We start from the raw sequence: 16,411 nt of genomic DNA, 5'->3' as shown, positions 1-16,411 counted from the left end.
ACATGTCGAGCGAACTGATGGCCGTGTACAACCGCGCGCCGGTCGAAGTGGAACGGGGCGAAGGCGTTTGGTTGCACGGCAGCGACGGGCGCAGCTTTCTGGATTGCGTGTCGGGGATCGCGACCAACAGCCTGGGCCACGCCCATCCCCGGCTGATCGCCGCACTGACCGAACAGGCCGGCAAGCTGTGGCATGTATCCAACATCTTCCGTATCCCCCAGCAGGAAGCGCTGGCACGGCGGCTGACCGATGCCAGCTTCGCTGATGTCCTATTCTTCGGCAATTCCGGATCGGAAGCCATCGAATGCGCGCTGAAGACCGCGCGCCGCTATCATTTCACCAATGGCGAACCGGAACGGATCGACGTGATCGGCTTTGCCGGGTCCTTCCATGGCCGCACCTATGCGGCGGTCAACGCATCGGGCAATGCAACCTATCTGGAAGGCTTCGGCCCCCGTCTGCCCGGTTATGTCCAGTTGTCGATCGACGATCGCCCCGCCATCGAGGAAGCGATCCGCCGTCCCACCGCCGCAGCCCTGATCGTGGAGCCGGTTCAGGGCGAAGGCGGTGCGCGGGCGCTGGAAGAGGACTGGCTGCGTTGGGTGCGCAGGCTCTGCACCGAAAACGGCGTCCTGCTGATCTTTGACGAGGTGCAATCGGGCATGGGCCGCACGGGCCAGCTTTTCGCGCATCAATGGTTCGATGGCCTTGCCCCCGACATCATGGCTGTGGCGAAGGCTTTGGGCGGCGGTTTTCCAATCGGCGCCTGCCTTGCCACGGCACAGGCGGCCAAGGGCATGACCGTCGGCACCCATGGATCGACCTTCGGCGGCAATCCGCTGGCCATGGCGGTCGGCATCGCCGCTTTTGACGAGATCGCAAAGCAGGAAACGCTGGCCAATGTGCGCGCCATATCCGCTCATCTGGTCGAAGGCCTTGGCGCCATCGTCGGCCGTTTTCCCGACATTGCCGTCGATGTGCGGGGCAAGGGGCTGCTGATCGGCATCAAGCTGATCCCCCATAATCGGGACATGATGGCGACGGCGCGCGATCATGCCTTGCTGGTGGCGGGCGGCGGCGACAATTGCATCCGCCTTCTGCCGCCGCTGACCATGACGATGGACGAGGCCGATGAAGTCCTCAAACGGATCGAGGCAAGTTTTGCCGCGACCCGCGCCGCGCTTGCCAAGGCGGCCTGATGCAGTTCGTCCGTCCGGCGGGCCCTGCCGATATCGATGCGCTGCTGGAACTGGCCTATCTTTCCGGCAGGGGGTTCACCAGCCTGCCGGAAGACCGGGCGACACTGATCCAGCGACTGGCCCTTTCCGAACGCAGCTTTGCCGGTGACGTTCCCGCCGATCAGGCATGGTATGTGCTGATGCTGGAAGACAGCGAGACGGGCCAGATCGACGGGATCGCAGGGGTCAAGGGCGGTGTCGGCATCAACCGCCCTCATTTTTCCTTCCGCGTGATGACGCTGGCGCAATATTCCTCCGCCACCAGCACGCGCTTCGACCATCAGGCGCTGGTCCTCGTCAATGAATGCAGCGGCTGTTCGGAAGTCGGATCGCTGTTCCTGCGCCCTGGGAAACGGCAAAACGGCGCGGGTGCCCTGCTTGCGCGGGCGCGTTACATGCTGATCGGCGCGGCGCCCGAACGGTTCGCCTCGACGATCATGGCCGAACTGCGCGGCTGGTTCGACGATCAGGACAACAGCCCCTTCTGGGACGGCATCGCCAGCAAATTCTTTCGCCTGCCCTTCGAGGAGGCGGATCGGATGATTACATCGACCGATGGTCAGTTCATCCTTGATCTTGCGCCGCGCCATCCAATCTATCTGGAACTGGTCGACACCAGTGCGCGTGAGGCGATCAGCGCCGTGCACCGCCATGGCGTCCCCGCGCTGCGCATGCTGGAGAGGGAGGGTTTCACGCGATCCGGGCTGATCGACATATTCGATGGCGGGCCGACCATGACCGCGGCCCGCGATACTATCGCGACCATCCGGCACGCCCGTCGACTGCCGGCACGTCTGGGCGAACCGGCGATGCCCGCGCCACTGCTGGTCGCGACGACCGTGCCCGGCAGGTTCCGCGCGGTCCGGGCGATGGCCGAGCGTCACGACGACGCCCTGATCCTGCCAGCCGCCGAGGCCGCGGCGCTGGGCGTGGCCGATGGTGAAATTCTGATGGTGAGTGAATGAGATGATGCTGCGATCAATCGACCCCGCAAATGGCGCCCTTCTCTGGGAAGGACAGGAAGAGGATGCCGCCGCCTGCCATGCTGCCGTCGACAGGGCCCGTGCCGCCTTCCCGGCTTGGGCACGCACGCCGCTGGAGGAGCGGATCGCCATTGCCCGGCGCTACGCCGCCCTGCTGAAGGAACAGACGGAAAATCTCGCCACACTGATTTCCCGCGAGACGGGCAAGCTGCTCTGGGACAGCCGGGGCGAGGTCGCCGCGATGATCGGCAAGGTCGAAATCTCGATCACGGCACAGGCCGAACGGGCGGGCTTTCGCGAACAGGCCATGCCCTTTGGCCGATCCGTGCTGCGGCATCGGCCCCATGGCGTGATGGCGGTGCTGGGGCCCTATAATTTCCCCGGCCACCTGCCCAACGGACATATCGTCCCCGCCCTGCTGGCCGGCAACTGCGTGCTGTTCAAGCCGTCGGAGGAAACCCCGGCGACCGGCGAGCGGATGGCGCGGCTCTGGACCGAGGCAGGCCTTCCAGCCCATGTTTTCCAGGTCGTGCAAGGCGGACGCGAAACCGGCGCGGCACTGGTGGAGGCGGATATTGACGGATTGCTCTTCACCGGGTCCGCACAGGCAGGCCGCCATTTCCGCAGGGCCTTTGTCGACCGTCCCCATGTGATCCTGGCGATCGAACTGGGCGGCAACAACCCGTTGGTCGCATGGGATGGCGACGCGCAGGCCATCGCTTCGCTCGTCAGCCATTCGGCCTTCATCACCACCGGCCAGCGTTGCTCCTGCGCGCGGCGCCTGATCCTGCCCCAAGGCCAGGCGGGCGACGAAATCCTTTCCGCCGTCGTTGCGCAGGCAGCGGCATTGCCCATCGGCGCATGGGACGATCCCGCGAATTCCTTCATGGGACCGTTGATTTCCGGCCGGGCCGCCACCCATGCGCGCAGCAGGACCGATGCGCTCATCGCGGCAGGCGCGCGCAGCCTGTTGTCGGCGGGTCGCCCGGACGGACGCAGCGAAGCCTTCATGTCAGCCGCCATCCTTGACGTAACGGGCGTTGCCGTGCCCGATGCGGAAATCTTCGCCCCGGTATTGCAGATCATCCGGGTGCCCGATTTCGACGCCGCCATGCGGGCCGCGAATGCCACCGCCTTTGGCCTGTCGGCAGGGCTGATATCGTCGGACGACCGGCTCTGGGACCGGTTCAGCACCGAAATCCGGGCGGGCGTCGTCAATTGGAACCGGCCGACCACCGGCGCCGCCTCCGCCATGCCCTTTGGCGGCCTTGGCGAATCCGGCAACCACCGACCCAGTGCCTATTACGCCGCCGACTATTGCGCCTTTCCCGCAGCCAGTTTTGAAGCCGCCAATATCGAAGCGCTGGCCATTCCCGGCATGGCATGACCGTGCGGGAGGAACCGGGCATCGCCAATGCCCGGTTTCCCCATGCTCAGTTTTCAGCGTTGCCGTAGCCACCGCCGCCCGGCGTTTCGATGACGATCTGATCGCCGGGCTGCAAATCGGCTTCGACGACTCCCGGCACCATCTCTACCTGCCCATCGGCGCGCTCGATCCATTGCCGGCCCGTCGCGCCATCCTCTCCGCCCATCAACCCGAACGGCGCGACGGTGCGTCGGGACCCGATGAAGGAAAGCGTCAGCGGCTCCAGCGCGCGTATCCGTCGAACGGCCCCGTCGCCGCCGCGCCATTGCCCCTTCCCCCCGGATTCCGGACGAACCCCGAACTGCTCCAGACGAACGGGATAGCGAAGCTCAAGGATTTCAGGATCGGTGATGCGGGTGTTGGTCATATGGCTATGCACCGGGCCGGTCCCCGCGAAACCCGGCCCGGCCCCGGTGCCTCCGCAGATCGTCTCATAATATTGGAAGCGTTCATTGCCGAACAACAGGTTGTTCATGGTCGCCTGCGATGCCGATGCGGCGCCCAGAGCGCCCAGCATGGCGTTGCAGACCGCCTGACTGACTTCGGTGTTGCCCGCCACGACGGCCCGGCCGGGTTCGGGCGCCAGGAAGCTGCCATCGGGGCTGACGATCGTCAGCGGACGCAGACACCCTTCATTGAGCGGGATGGATATGCCGACCATGCAGCGGAAAACATAGAGCACCACCGCCTGGGTGATCGCCCTGGGCGCGTTGAAATTGCCGTCCCGCTGATCGCTGGTTCCCGTGAAATCGATGACCGCGCTGCGCGTGACCGGGTCCGGCCTGATGTCAACGCGCAGCATGCTCCCGTCATCCATCCGGTAATCAAAGCTGCTCGGCTTTATCTTCGCGATGACGCGGCGGACGCATTCCTCGCCAAAGTCCATGACGCGGGCGGCGTAGAGTTCGACCTGATCCCATCCCTGCCGGGTGGCGAGCGTTTCGATCTCCCGCGCTCCGGCGGCATTGGCGGCAAGTTGCGCCTTCAGATCGGCGATATTGCCATCGACATTGCGCGCCGGATAAGGGCCGGAACCCAACAGGGTGCGGAGCGCGTCTTCCTGAAGCAGGCCATCCCGCAGCAGCAGGAAATTGTCGATCACCACGCCCTCTTCGGCGAGCGAGCGCGAGTTTGGCGGGGTCGATCCCGGCACGCTGCCCCCGATATCGGCATGATGCGCCCGGTTGGCGACGAAGAAGCGGGGACGATCCCCGTCGCAATCGAACACAGGCGTGACGACGGTCACGTCCGGCAGATGGGTCCCGCCATTGAAGGGGTTGTTGAGGACGATGGCGTCCCCGCGCCGAAACGAACCTTCCCGGCTTGCAATGACCGTCCGCACACTCTCTCCCATCGCACCCAGATGCACCGGCACATGCGGAGCATTGGCGATGAGGCCCCCTTCGGCATCGAAGAGCGCGCAGGAAAAATCCAGCCGTTCCTTTATGTTGACGCTTGTCGACGTATTCTGGAGCACCGCGCCCATCTGTTCGGCAATGCTCGTGAACATGCTGTTGAACAGTTCGATCAGCACGGGTTCGGACAATTGCCGTTCCTCTACGCCCGCCGATCCCCGTGTCAGAATGACCGCGCCATTCTCACATATCTGCGCGCGCCAGCCCGGCTCCACCACGATGGTTCCAATGGACTCGCAGATGATGGCGGGGCCGGTGACGGTCGCGCCGACGCCAAGATCCTCCCGCTCATAGACCAACGTCTTCCACGCCCGCCCATGTGTCCAGATTTCGGTTTCATCGACGGGCTCCGCCATACGGGAAGAGGCTGGCACCCGCCGCGCGACAGCCGGACGACCGCGAAGCGCTTCCACCATGACGGCATCGACGATCAGGGGGCGATCAGGCGTCGCGAAACCGAAGCGTGCCCGGTGCATATCCTCAAAAGCAGTGCGCATCGACGCGATGTCGCCCAGAGCCACGTCCAGCGTCGTGTCCGTCCCGTCATAGCGAAGCTGAACCGTGACGCAGCGCTCCAGTAGCTCTGCACGGACATCGGCAAAATGGCCGGCACATTCGTCAAACAGCCGGTCTGCCAGTGCGCCCACGCGTTCGCGTACCTCTGTCGTCAGCACTTCCTGCACCGCCTGCTGTCGCAGATGCGCTTCCTTGGCGACGCCAATGCCATAGGCGGACAGGACACCGGCAAGCGGGTCGATCAGCACGCGCGACATGCCGAGTTCCTCGGCCACAAGACAGGCATGCTGCCCGCCCGCACCGCCATAGCATTGGAGTGTGAAGGCGGTGACATCCTGCCCCCGGGCCAACGCCACGCGCTTGATCGCACCGGCCATCTGGGCGACCGCGATCTTCAGGAACCCTTCTGCCACATTGCGAGCTTCGGGGTCCGAAACCTGACCAGCCAGCATGTCGAAGGCGCGCTTCACAGCTTCCACATCCAGCGGGTCCGAGCCGTTTGCGCCGAATGTTGCGGGGAAGCGCGCGGCCAATATCTTCCCGCAGCGGATATTGGCATCCGTGACGGTCAACCGCCCGCCGTTACGGTAGGCAAGAGGTCCGGGCTTGGCGCCCCCGCTCTCCGGCCCGACCTGGAAACGCACACCGTCGAAGGACAGGATCGATCCGCCGCCCGCGGCCACCGTATCGATGGCCATCATCGGGACGCGCAACGGGACGCCGTCCAGTTCGGTATCGAGCGTCCGTTCATATTCACCGGCGAAAAGGGCGACGTCCGTGGATGTCCCTCCCATGTCGAAGGCGATAATCCGCTTCTCGTCGACCTCCGCCGCCGTATGCGCCGCGCCGACGACCCCGCCCGCGGGACCGGAAAGAAGCGCGTCCTTCCCCTGAAAATTCCCGGCCGGCACAAGGCCGCCGTTGGACTGCATGAAATAGAGCGGCACCGGGCCAAGCTCGGCCACCACCTGATTCACATAGCGGCGCAGGACGGGCGACAGATAGGCATCGGCAACCGTGGTGCTCGCCCGCGCGACAAGGCCGACCATGCGGTTGATCTCATGGCTGACCGACACTTGCGCAAAACCCGCGGCGCGGGCGATCCGGCTGAGGCGGAGTTCGTTTGCGGGATATTTCCAGGCGTGGATCAGCGCAATCGCGCATGCTTCGAAGCCACGCTGACGATAATCGTCCAGCATTGCCCGAACCTCATCTTCATCAAGGGCGCCCAGGCTTGATCCATCCATGGCGATACGCCCGCCGACCTCTTCAACCGCCTCATAGAGTTGGGAAGGCAAATGGATATCGAGATCGAAAAGCGCCGGACGCGACTGATGCCCGATGCGCAGCAGGTCCCGCATGCCCCGATCCACCAACAGCAAGGTCCGGGCGCCTTTGCGCTCCAGCAGCGCATTGGTGGCGACGGTTGTCCCCAGCCGCACTTCCGTGACGAGGCCGGGTGGGATATCCGCGTCCGGCTCCAGACCCAGCATGCTGCGAATGCCAGCGGTCGCCGCGTCGCGATAGCGGGCGGGGTCCTCGCTCAGCAGCTTCTTCGTGGCTATCACGCCATCGGGCGAACGGCCTATAATGTCCGTGAACGTGCCGCCCCGATCGATCCAGAATTGCCAACCCGACACAGATTGCTCCCTTATTCAGGCTATGATGATAATTGACTGATAAATTACGCCTATCTCGCCTGAGGAGCATCCCCCGAATTATCGGAAGTCGAGTTCGGATTGACCTTGACCGGCAACGCCTGTCAGCACCGGCTCGCCCGCTGCTGCGCTTACGGCATCTGTCGATCATCAGCTATGGGGCATCGTGGAAGCTGATCCCGACAGTGTGGCGCTGGCCGGAGCGCAGCCGGCTCACCCCATGGCGCATGTTCACGCGATAGCTTCCCCTTGTCCCCTGGACCGGACGGTTGTGGACCGCGAAGGCGACCGCATCGCCCTGTCGAAGCGGCACCACCTCGGCCCTGCTCTGCATGCGCGGACGCTGTTCGGTGAGTATGAACTCGCCGCCGGTGAAATCCTCCCCCGGCTCCGACAGCAGGATCGCGATCTGAATCGGGAAGACAAGATCGCCGTACAGGTCCTGATGCAGGCAGTTATAGTCGCCCGGTCCATATTGAAGCATCAAGGGCGTGGGCCGCGTCTGTCCGGCTTCACGGCACTGCGCGAGATAGGCGGCATGGTCCGCCGGATAGCGTTGCCCCGCCGCCATCCGTTCGTTCCAGCGATTGGCGAGGTCGGCAAGGTGGGGGTAGATCGCCGTTCGCAGATCGCCGACCAGATCGGGGAGCGGATAGCGGAAATAGCGATACTCGCCCTTGCCGAAACCATGACGGCCCATGATGACGCGGCTGCGGAAATGGCTCTCGTCCGGATAGAGCGCCGCCATTGCGCGGCATTGCTCGGCCGAAAGCAGTTTCGGCAGGATCGCGCAGCCAAATCCGTCGAGTTCCTTCATGATCGCCGGCCAGTCATAGGCGGCAACGCGATCCTCCACGGTCGAACCGACTGGAGCCTGAAGGAGAGCCATCACGCCGCAACCTCCCTGTCGAGCAGGTGGCGCTTGCGTTCGATCCCCCAGCGGAAACCGGCGAGATTGCCATCGCTCCGCACCACCCGATGGCATGGCACCGCAAGCGCAAGTTTGTTGGCCGCACAGGCGCTCGCGACCGCACGAGCCGCGCCCGGTTCACCAAGGCGTTCGGCAAGCTCATTATAGCTGACCGTCACGCCCGCCGGAATGGTGCGCAGCATGTCCCAGACCTTCCGCTGAAACGGCGTTCCGCGCATATCGAGCTTGAGGTTGAGCCCCGCGGCGGGCGTCTCGATGAAACGCATGACTTTGCCGATATCCTCGCTGACGGCGCCATGATCCATGACCAGCCGGGCATTCGGGAACGCGGCCACCAGTTCGGCTTCGAGGGTCTGGCGATCCTCACCGATCTGGATTGAGCAGACACCTGCGGCGCTTCGCGCGACCAACAGCAAGCCGAAGGCCGAGGAGGCCGTCGAATAGGCAATCGGCTCACCTGCCTTCATGGCGGCGCGCGCGTCCGGCACCCGGTCTGAAACCATGATATTCATTGCGATCACTCCTTTCCTGTTTCGATAGGCGAAGAGTTGGACTGTCAGGGCATCGCGCGAACTCCGGTCCTTGCTTTTGAATCGGAAACGATCTGCCGGTTCCTCATGCCATCCGCGGCATTCCGCTTGTGACAAACAGGAACACCTCACCTGAAAACAGGTTCACGCGGATTTCACTGTTCGCGAGAAACCGGGGCGGAATATGCCGCATGGCACGGGTATCGGGGCCATGCGGCGCCATCAGAGCGCGCGCCGGAAGGTGAGATTGATGCGTTGCCGGCCAAGCACGTCATGGTCGCCGTCCTTGAGGTCCGCGACACCATGAAAGCGGAGGCGGGACGGCCCGCCCCAGACGGCGACATCACCATGCCCGAGCAGGAATCGCCGGACCGGATCGCTGCGTTTCAATCCCCCGAAGAGGAAGGTCGCCGGCAGACCCAGCGAAACCGAGACGATCGGATGCGCAAAATCGCGTTCGTTGCGATCCTGATGGAGCGACAGCCGGGCGCCCGGAACATAGCGGTTGATGAGACAGGCATCGGGCCGGAACCCGACATAGCCAGCCGCTTCGGCAGCCGTCGCGGCTAGTGCAAGGAAGCAATCCGGCATGGCGGGCCATGACGATCCCGTCAGCGGATCGGTCGCGCCGTAGCGATAGCCGCTGCGATCGGTGATCCATCCTGCCGCGCCGCAATTGGTCAGTGCGACCGACATGCTGTAGCCACCGGGCGTCACCATATGCCGGAAAGGCGAAACTTCGAGGATATCGTGCAGCGCGCCGAGCAGATCAGCCGCACAGTCGCGCGCAAGACCACGCAGCAGGACGGCACCCTCCCCCATCCCCTCCGCCGCCGGTTCGGCGGCAAAATGCCCTTCAAACAGGTCACGCATGACGCGCCCCGACCGAAGGATGAACAGTGACGCGATAGCCAGCGGCGACCGCGACCGCCTCATCGAAAAAGAACAATTCCGTCCAGCTTCGCCCACCCATCACATCGCGGCGGCGCCCCTTGAAATCGCAGGTGCAGATCGGCCACGCCTTGCCGGTCCAACGCCGCTTCAGCAGCCTTTTGTTCAAGGGGGCGTGAATGATGCCGCGATTGCCCGTGAACAGACCGCGCTGGGCAATCGCGACGACATCGCCAAAGGGTGTCACGCGGTTCTGAAGAGGCATTCAACTACTCCCGCGACCATCGCGGATCGTCGGCGACGGGAAGCGGCCGTTTGGGGGAAAGCTTTGCGGGCATGGTCCCTGTATTTCTGATCTGCAACGGTCGGGAACAGAGTGACGCGCTTCGTTGCCGGGCGCACTCCGATTCTTGCTGTTAAATTCATTTTCCTGAGATGCGATCGCAAACGGTCCGCCCGGCCGACGGCGCGATCATTGACGTCCGCAAGGACCGGCACAGCCTGGGAGAACTGCTCGACGCTATCAGGCAGGCCGGTCCTGCACTCCTCAACCCGTGCGTATGGAGCAAGGCCAATGGCGACGAACTAGAGCGCGCTGCGTTAAATCGGACGCAGGATGCGCGCTCCAAGTTTTTGGTGTCGCATCGTTTTAAGCGGGAAACCCGAGCTCGGAGTCACGTGCCTCCGGCTCGCCCACTTTCCCGCACGATGCTCTAATTCCCGCAAACCGAGGCAGTTCGGATCATTCCATCAGAACATATAGCCCAGGCCGACATTCACCCTGTCGTTATTGCTGTTTTCGATGAAATGCTGGTAGTCGAGCTTGACCACCACCTCATGCAGAGGGTGGAAGGAGAAGCCCCCAGTCAGTACCCGGTCGCGATTGGCGGGATCGGCCGCCAGACCCAGCGGCAGCGTTGCTTGAGTGTTGAACATCTCATAGCGGACGAAGGGATCGATGCTGACATCTCCACCGAGCGTGACGCTATAAGCGCCCTGGACCAGCCAGCCATGGAAGGACGACGGCGCCAGCGGCCGGTCTGTGCTATTAGCGGCATTATATGCCAGCAAAATGCTGTCGATCCGGTCGGCCCGGCTATAGGTGCCGTGGGCGTAGAGCGCTTGCAGGTCCAGCCCCTTGTGCTGCCACCGGCCATGGACATCCCACAACGTCACACTGGAATGGATACCGGCAAAGTCCGGCTGGCTATTGTCGGCGCGGAAATCCGCATTGCTGTGCAACGCGCCGCCATGGAAAATGGCGCCGCCGACCAACAACCCCGGTATGCCCTTATATTCCAGCGCACCATAGTAGGAGAGACTGGCTGCCTTGGCGAATTGCAGCTCCTGATGCGCGGCGGCCAGAGGCTTGGCCGCCTCGTCGAACTTCGCCACGTCGAAGCCTGTGGTGACGCCCGCATCGTAGGACAGGCCGAAGGATGTGTCGCCCCAGATACTGACGCCACCTTCCCGCCAGGTCGACGGGATGATGCGGGTTTCGACCTCGTTGCGCTCCACGCCGAAAAAGACGGGCGGTTCGTGATTCCGGTTGATGAAGCCGAAGGGCATCAGAAACAGCCCGGCCTTCAGGTTCAGCGCGGGCCGGAACGCATAGTTGAGATAAGCCTGCTCGATTTCGACCTCGCCCTGATCGCTGGCGCTGGATACAGCATGTTCGACCTCGACTTCACTGTTGAAGCTCAGCCGGTCATTGAAGCGATGGCCGAAGAACAGAACGAAACGCTTGAGGTCCGCCTGATTGCGGCTGGCGTCATGAATATAGCCATTATAGCTGATCTCGCCATAACCGCCGATCGTCGTATCGGAGCCGGTCTGGGATGCTGACGCCATCATCGGTGCCGGCTCTGCAGCCGCCGTGCCGTCGCCTGCGGCCAGCACGCCATCGGCACCCGGCTCCTTGCCGGTCGCGACGGCAGCCATTTCCTGGCCAGCCTTCATCTGCCTCTCAAGCCGGTCCAGCCGATCCGCCTGCGCCGCCAGAAGCTCCTTCTGCGCCGCAAGTTGAGCCTTTAGTGCCGCGACTTCGGTCTGCAGCGATGCCTCATCGGCAAGAGCAGGCGCCGCAACCGTCAACGCGGTTCCCGCCATCAGCATGGCCAATCTCTTCACGCACCCCTCCGCAATCCCGATGGGCCACGAGCTATTACTAATGCAAAGGAGTAGCAATATTGGGCGCAAATGTTACAAAAGTTTAATGAATTTCTGCCGTTCCCCCTTCCGGGCGGGAGGCATTGGCTCGGGCGCGGATGCCCGGCTCAGTCGCAGAGCGTGCACGTCCCGCATGCGTCCACAAAGTTCAGATCGAGTTCAGCGCGCCCGCACTAACATGCCGCCCTATCCCTTCCGCCGGTGCGGACAGGACAAGGAGTAGGAAGCAGAGATGAAAATCCTCCGCAACACGGCCCTGGGCCTGGCGTTGGCGGCATCCATGCCGATCGGCGCAGCGCCCGCCGAGGCGCGTGATCATTATCGCTATTATTCGCGCCATTACGACAATGATGCGGCGGTCGCTGTGAGCGCCGGGATTATTGGCCTGGCGATTGGAGCTGCGATAGCGTCCGACCGGCCAAGATATTATTATGGTGACGATTATTATTACCGCGAAAGATATTATCGTCCGCACTATCGATCATATAATTATTATTATGATGAATATCCGCGCTATTATGACAGGCGAGTGTATCGCGATTATGACCGGCATTGGCGTCACCACCATGATCGCGATGACGACGATTGATTTGGGCGTGTCCGGATATATGTCGGCGCACCCGCTTCGATCATCTATCCGGCAGAGCTTGGCCTGACGCTGCGCCGCCGATCATCATTACCGATTTGTAATGTGGCACGATCGCAAACCCCGCTATTGCAACTCTGTTGCAAGTAAATGGGGAGTATGCGGTGCGCGCGGCATTTTTTCTGACAATGATCGGCATATGCCTTGCCTCCGCACCCGCGCGGGCCGATGAGCCGCTGTTCGGCTATATCTACACTACCGACACGCTGCCCAAGGGCAAGACCGAGGTGGAACAATGGGCGACGTTGCGCGAGGGCCGGTCGCAGGGCGATTTCCACCTGCTCCAGACGCGTACGGAGATTTCGCACGGCGTCACGGACAATTTCCAGCTTTCCGGCTATGTCAACGCGGCCTGGGCGGATGCCAAGGGCAACACGCCGAGCGGCGAGACGGCCCCGCCTGAAGTCTTTGCCGATTTTGCCGCCGATCCCAACGGCCGTTTTCGCAAGACCCGGTTCGAGTCCGTGTCGCTGGAAGGGCTCTACCGCATATCCAGCCCCTATACCTCGGGCGTGGGCGTGGCGCTCTATCTCGAACCGTCCATCGGTCCGCGCACCCGTGAACTTGAGGCACGCCTGATCGTCCAGAAGAATTTCCTCGACGATCGCCTCGTCTTCGCGGCGAACGCAACGCTCGGCTATGAATGGCGCAAGTTGCAGGGCGATCCCGGCGCCGATCCGGCCAGCGTCGATTATGTCACCCATTGGGACAAGGAAACCGACGTCAATTTCGGCCTGGCCGGCAGTTACCGCTTCACCTCCAACTGGTCGCTGGGCGCGGAGCTTCAGAATGAACGGGAATGGGCCGGACTCGATCCGTTCAAGGCGTCGAACCGTACCAACCTCGCCTGGTACGCGGGGCCGACCATCCACTATGGCGGTCGCCATATGTTCGCGACCTTCACCACCCTGTTCCAACTGCCCTGGGCGCAGGATTATGCCAATCCGGCCGCTGACAATTTTATCGTGAACGGCATCACCAATGCCGATGATTTCGAAAAATACCGCTTCCGCCTGAAGATTGGCTATTATTTCTGAGGTTGCCCATGACCCGTATTCCTTACCGCATACTGCCGCTTGCGGCGCTGGCTCTTCCCTTTCCGGCGCATGCCACCGTCTATATGACGGTCGAGCAGGCGCAGGCGCAGATGTTCCCGCATCAGGCCCTGACGCAGAGCTTCCGCGACCTGACGCCCGACCAGGTGAGCGCCATCCGCAAGGCGTCGGGCGAAAGCCCGCTGTCGAAGAAGCTCAAGGCCTGGCGGGCCGCCGACGGCGGATGGTTCATCGTCGATGAGGTGGTGGGCAAGCATGAGTTCATCACCTATGCCGTGTCGCTCGATGCCGCCGGAGTTGTGCGGGACGTCGAAATACTCGACTATCGCGAGGCTTATGGAGGCGAAGTCCGCGATCCCCGCTGGCGGCGCCAGTTCATCGGCAAGCGCCCCGGCCAGTCGCTGAAACTGGGCGCGGACATCAAGAACATCTCGGGCGCGACGCTGTCTTCCAAGCATGTGACGGATGGTGTCCGGCGCCTGCTGGCGACCTATGCGACCGTGCTGGCGCATGGCTGATACACTGATACGAAGGTGCCGGCCGTTGCTGGGCACCTTTGTCGAAATCGCGGTTCCCGCCGGCTTTGAAAGCGCCATTGACGATGGCTTTGCCGCCGTCGCCCATGTCCATGCGCGCATGTCCTTCCATGAAGAGGCCAGCGATCTTGCCGCGCTGCGCCGGGCGCCTGCCGGCACGGCGGTGGCCGTCGATCCTCACAGCATCACGGTCCTTCGCATCGCATGCGATCTTCATGCCCGTTCGGGCGGGTTGTTCGACGTTGCTGTCGGGGCGGAACTTGTCGCATCGGGACTTCTGCCTCAGCCCCCTTGCCATGCGGACGGAAATTGGATTGGCACGACCGGCGATATCGTCATCGTTGACGACATGCATGCCGTCTGTGCTCGCCCGATGCTCATCGATCTGGGCGGCATCGCCAAGGGCTATGCCGTCGATTGCGCGGTGGAGGCCCTCGCCGTCGCAGCTGTGCCACAGGCCGTCGTCAATGCCGGGGGAGATTTGCGCGTGCTGGGCGATACACCGGAAACGGTGCATCTGCGCGAGGCGGATGGCTCCGTGATCGGCGCGATCGAACTCGCCAATGGCGCGATCGCCAGTTCAAGCAGCGAATATGCCCAGCGGAGGATTGGTCAGAGCGTCGCAAGTCCTCATCTGGGACGGAACCGCCAGCCGATATGGGCAGACCGGGCCGTCACCATTTGCGCCGATCGATGCGTTATTGCCGACGCCATGACAAAGATTGCGCTTGCCGATCCCGCTCTGGCCGAGAGCATGCTGGAAACATTGGGCGGCGAGATCGTGGCACGCCCTGTCAGGGAAAGAGCCCTCTGATGCTGCACCTCAAGACAGCGAAACTGGCCCGGTGGCAGATCCGGTTGCTCTGCTGGAGCGGCGGCCTGCTATGGGGCACCGGCGCGGCGTGGCTCATCCTGCACAATTTCTTCCAGATCGAGGGCGAGTTTGGCCCCGAGGCCAACCCGGCGGAACCCTGGCTTCTGCGCATGCATGGCGCGGCCATGCTGGTGACCATCTTAGCCTTGGGCAGTCTGCTGGTGGTCCATGTCTGGCGGGGCTGGACCTATCGCAGTCAGCGTCTGCTCGGCGGCGTGATGACTGCCCTTTCCACAATATTGATCCTGACCGGATATCTGCTCTACTATCTTACGGAAGACGGTCTGCGCGGGAATGCTGCCCTGATACACTGGCTTCTCGGAATCATGGCGCTGCCTCTGTTTGTCCTCCACTATCGGCAGGGCAAACGAATTCAGAAGAGCTAATCCGATATTATTTCCGCCCGATATGTCCCCGATGTCTATAAGCTGCCAACGCCGGCCAGCCCGTCAAGGCCGGCCGGAGCGGACCAACTATCCTATCGCAGATAGGCTTGCTTGAGCGCCGCAATATCCACGGCACTGACGCCGATTTCCTGCTGCAGATAATTTTCAACGGACCCCCAGCGACCGTCGATTTCCTCAAAGGCGCTGGCGAGGAAAGCCTTGCCGTTCGAATCCTTCAGCGGCTGCGCCTTCGCATAGGCGGGATTGCCCTGAAAACCGGCGAACATCTGCGCCACCGGATTATCGGGATAAAGGGCCGCATTGATCGGCGGCAGTTCAAACCGCGGCTGGCGATAGCTGGTCGAGAGATGATAGTCCTGCAATATGACCTCGCGCGGCACGCCCAATGCCGACAGGATCAGCGCCGTGGCAAAGCCGGTTCGATCCTGCCCCGCCGAACAATTATATTCGATCGGCCCTTGCCCCCGTTTGAGCAGATCGAAAAGGACGCGCATCTGCGGTGCAAGCTGGGCCGGCAAATTGCGGTAGACGGCGGCGCCATTCTGCATGCCGCCCTTGGCAATCGCCGTCATGGAATAGCCGACGGCGGTCGTGGGAACGCCGTCAATCTTGCTGGGGGCGAGCTGACGTTCCTCGTCCGAACGCAGGTCGACCATGTTGCGCAGACCGAGCGCCTTCACCTTGGCCAGATCGGTAGGGGTCAGCATCGCGGAGCCGCCCGAGCGATAGATCCACCCCCATCTGACCTGCCGCCCGTCCATTGTGCGATAACCGCCAATGTCACGGAAATTGGAACCCTGCGCAAGCGGCACGAGTCGCTCCGACAAGGTGGTGACGCTATCGTCCGACCGATCACGCAAAAGAAAATAGGACCGTTTAAGCGGATCGACGGTGGCCTGCTGGCTCCCGCCCCCATTGGCGGCCGAGATCAGCTGGGCCGAACCGACGTCTGCATCGGGCCGATCCGCCTGATAGACATCGACCTTGCCGGTTGCGGTCCAGCTGAGTTTCACCTTGTCGTCGGCCAGCCGTTCCGCCTTCGCATCGGCCACACGGGCCGATGCGGGAATGGCAGCCAGCGACAGGGCGGTGAAGCCCAGCATCAGCACATTGGCGCGCATCTTCGTCATTCTTTC

The 16,411-nt window shown here is 62.9% G+C and carries 15 protein-coding genes; 8 read left to right on the top strand and 7 right to left on the bottom strand.

Annotated elements, in window-relative coordinates; genetic code table 11:
* The first annotated feature begins 2 nt into the window (after nt 1-2).
* From HUK73_RS01415 to astD, 3 genes are read left to right on the top strand one after another with little or no spacing between them, the layout of a single operon-like run.
* Nucleotides 3-1,199, top strand: a complete 1,197-nt coding sequence (locus tag HUK73_RS01415) for an aspartate aminotransferase family protein (protein ID WP_176590299.1) — start codon at nt 3-5, stop codon at nt 1,197-1,199.
* Complete coding sequence (locus tag HUK73_RS01410; RefSeq protein WP_176590298.1) at nt 1,199-2,203, top strand: arginine N-succinyltransferase; 1,005 nt, start codon at nt 1,199-1,201, stop codon at nt 2,201-2,203. The genes HUK73_RS01415 and HUK73_RS01410 overlap by 1 nt, the downstream gene beginning before the upstream one ends.
* A gap of 1 nt (nt 2,204) precedes the next feature.
* The gene (gene astD, locus HUK73_RS01405; protein WP_176590297.1) at nt 2,205-3,608 is read left to right on the top strand and encodes a succinylglutamate-semialdehyde dehydrogenase; all 1,404 of its coding nucleotides are present in this window, start codon (nt 2,205-2,207) and stop codon (nt 3,606-3,608) included.
* 46 nt (nt 3,609-3,654) lie between these two features.
* On the opposite strand, the gene HUK73_RS01400 is transcribed toward astD, so the two are convergent.
* The 6 genes from HUK73_RS01400 to HUK73_RS01375 form a co-directional block, all read right to left on the bottom strand.
* Nucleotides 3,655-7,218, bottom strand: a complete 3,564-nt coding sequence (locus HUK73_RS01400) for a hydantoinase B/oxoprolinase family protein (protein ID WP_176590296.1) — start codon at nt 7,216-7,218, stop codon at nt 3,655-3,657.
* A gap of 172 nt (nt 7,219-7,390) precedes the next feature.
* Nucleotides 7,391-8,125: a 2OG-Fe(II) oxygenase gene (locus HUK73_RS01395; RefSeq protein WP_176592762.1), complete on the bottom strand. Its 735-nt coding sequence runs from the start codon at nt 8,123-8,125 to the stop codon at nt 7,391-7,393.
* Nucleotides 8,125-8,679, bottom strand: coding sequence for a methylated-DNA--[protein]-cysteine S-methyltransferase (locus tag HUK73_RS01390; protein WP_176590295.1), 555 nt, complete (start codon nt 8,677-8,679; stop codon nt 8,125-8,127). Before HUK73_RS01390 ends, HUK73_RS01395 begins: the two co-directional genes overlap by 1 nt.
* A gap of 240 nt (nt 8,680-8,919) precedes the next feature.
* A complete protein-coding gene (alkB, locus tag HUK73_RS01385; protein WP_176590294.1) occupies nt 8,920-9,570 on the bottom strand; it encodes a DNA oxidative demethylase AlkB in 651 nt (216 codons plus the stop codon).
* Nucleotides 9,563-9,853, bottom strand: coding sequence for a hypothetical protein (locus HUK73_RS01380; protein ID WP_255326162.1), 291 nt, complete (start codon nt 9,851-9,853; stop codon nt 9,563-9,565). The genes alkB and HUK73_RS01380 overlap by 8 nt, the downstream gene beginning before the upstream one ends.
* Before the next feature lie 485 nt (nt 9,854-10,338).
* Nucleotides 10,339-11,718 (bottom strand): hypothetical protein, encoded by a 1,380-nt coding sequence (locus HUK73_RS01375; RefSeq protein WP_176590293.1) that lies wholly within the window; start codon nt 11,716-11,718, stop codon nt 10,339-10,341.
* A 271-nt stretch (nt 11,719-11,989) separates the two neighbouring features.
* Here HUK73_RS01375 and HUK73_RS01370 point away from each other — a divergent pair, with 271 nt between their 5' ends.
* The 5 genes from HUK73_RS01370 to HUK73_RS01350 all read left to right on the top strand — a co-directional run bounded on the left by HUK73_RS01370 (nt 11,990) and on the right by HUK73_RS01350 (nt 15,254).
* A complete protein-coding gene (locus tag HUK73_RS01370; protein ID WP_176590292.1) occupies nt 11,990-12,346 on the top strand; it encodes a hypothetical protein in 357 nt (118 codons plus the stop codon).
* A gap of 161 nt (nt 12,347-12,507) precedes the next feature.
* A complete protein-coding gene (locus HUK73_RS01365) occupies nt 12,508-13,440 on the top strand; it encodes a DUF6662 family protein (protein ID WP_369805414.1) in 933 nt (310 codons plus the stop codon).
* A gap of 8 nt (nt 13,441-13,448) precedes the next feature.
* Nucleotides 13,449-13,976, top strand: coding sequence for an FMN-binding protein (locus HUK73_RS01360; protein ID WP_176590291.1), 528 nt, complete (start codon nt 13,449-13,451; stop codon nt 13,974-13,976).
* Nucleotides 13,969-14,808 carry an FAD:protein FMN transferase gene (locus HUK73_RS01355; protein WP_176590290.1) on the top strand — a complete coding sequence of 280 codons (840 nt, stop codon included), beginning with the start codon at nt 13,969-13,971 and terminating at the stop codon, nt 14,806-14,808. Before HUK73_RS01360 ends, HUK73_RS01355 begins: the two co-directional genes overlap by 8 nt.
* On the top strand, nt 14,808-15,254 hold the full coding sequence (locus tag HUK73_RS01350; RefSeq protein ID WP_176590289.1) for a hypothetical protein: 447 nt from the start codon (nt 14,808-14,810) through the stop codon (nt 15,252-15,254). The genes HUK73_RS01355 and HUK73_RS01350 overlap by 1 nt, the downstream gene beginning before the upstream one ends.
* Nucleotides 15,255-15,346: 92 nt before the next feature.
* On the opposite strand, the gene HUK73_RS01345 is transcribed toward HUK73_RS01350, so the two are convergent.
* Nucleotides 15,347-16,405 carry a tyrosine-protein phosphatase gene (locus HUK73_RS01345; RefSeq protein ID WP_255326161.1) on the bottom strand — a complete coding sequence of 353 codons (1,059 nt, stop codon included), beginning with the start codon at nt 16,403-16,405 and terminating at the stop codon, nt 15,347-15,349.
* Between the last annotated feature and the right edge of the window lie 6 nt (nt 16,406-16,411).

This window comes from Sphingobium sp. EM0848 (genome assembly GCF_013375555.1).
Classification (GTDB): domain Bacteria; phylum Pseudomonadota; class Alphaproteobacteria; order Sphingomonadales; family Sphingomonadaceae; genus Sphingobium.
Note: the sequence above shows the minus strand (reverse complement) of the source record. Positions and strands in the feature narration are given on the sequence as shown.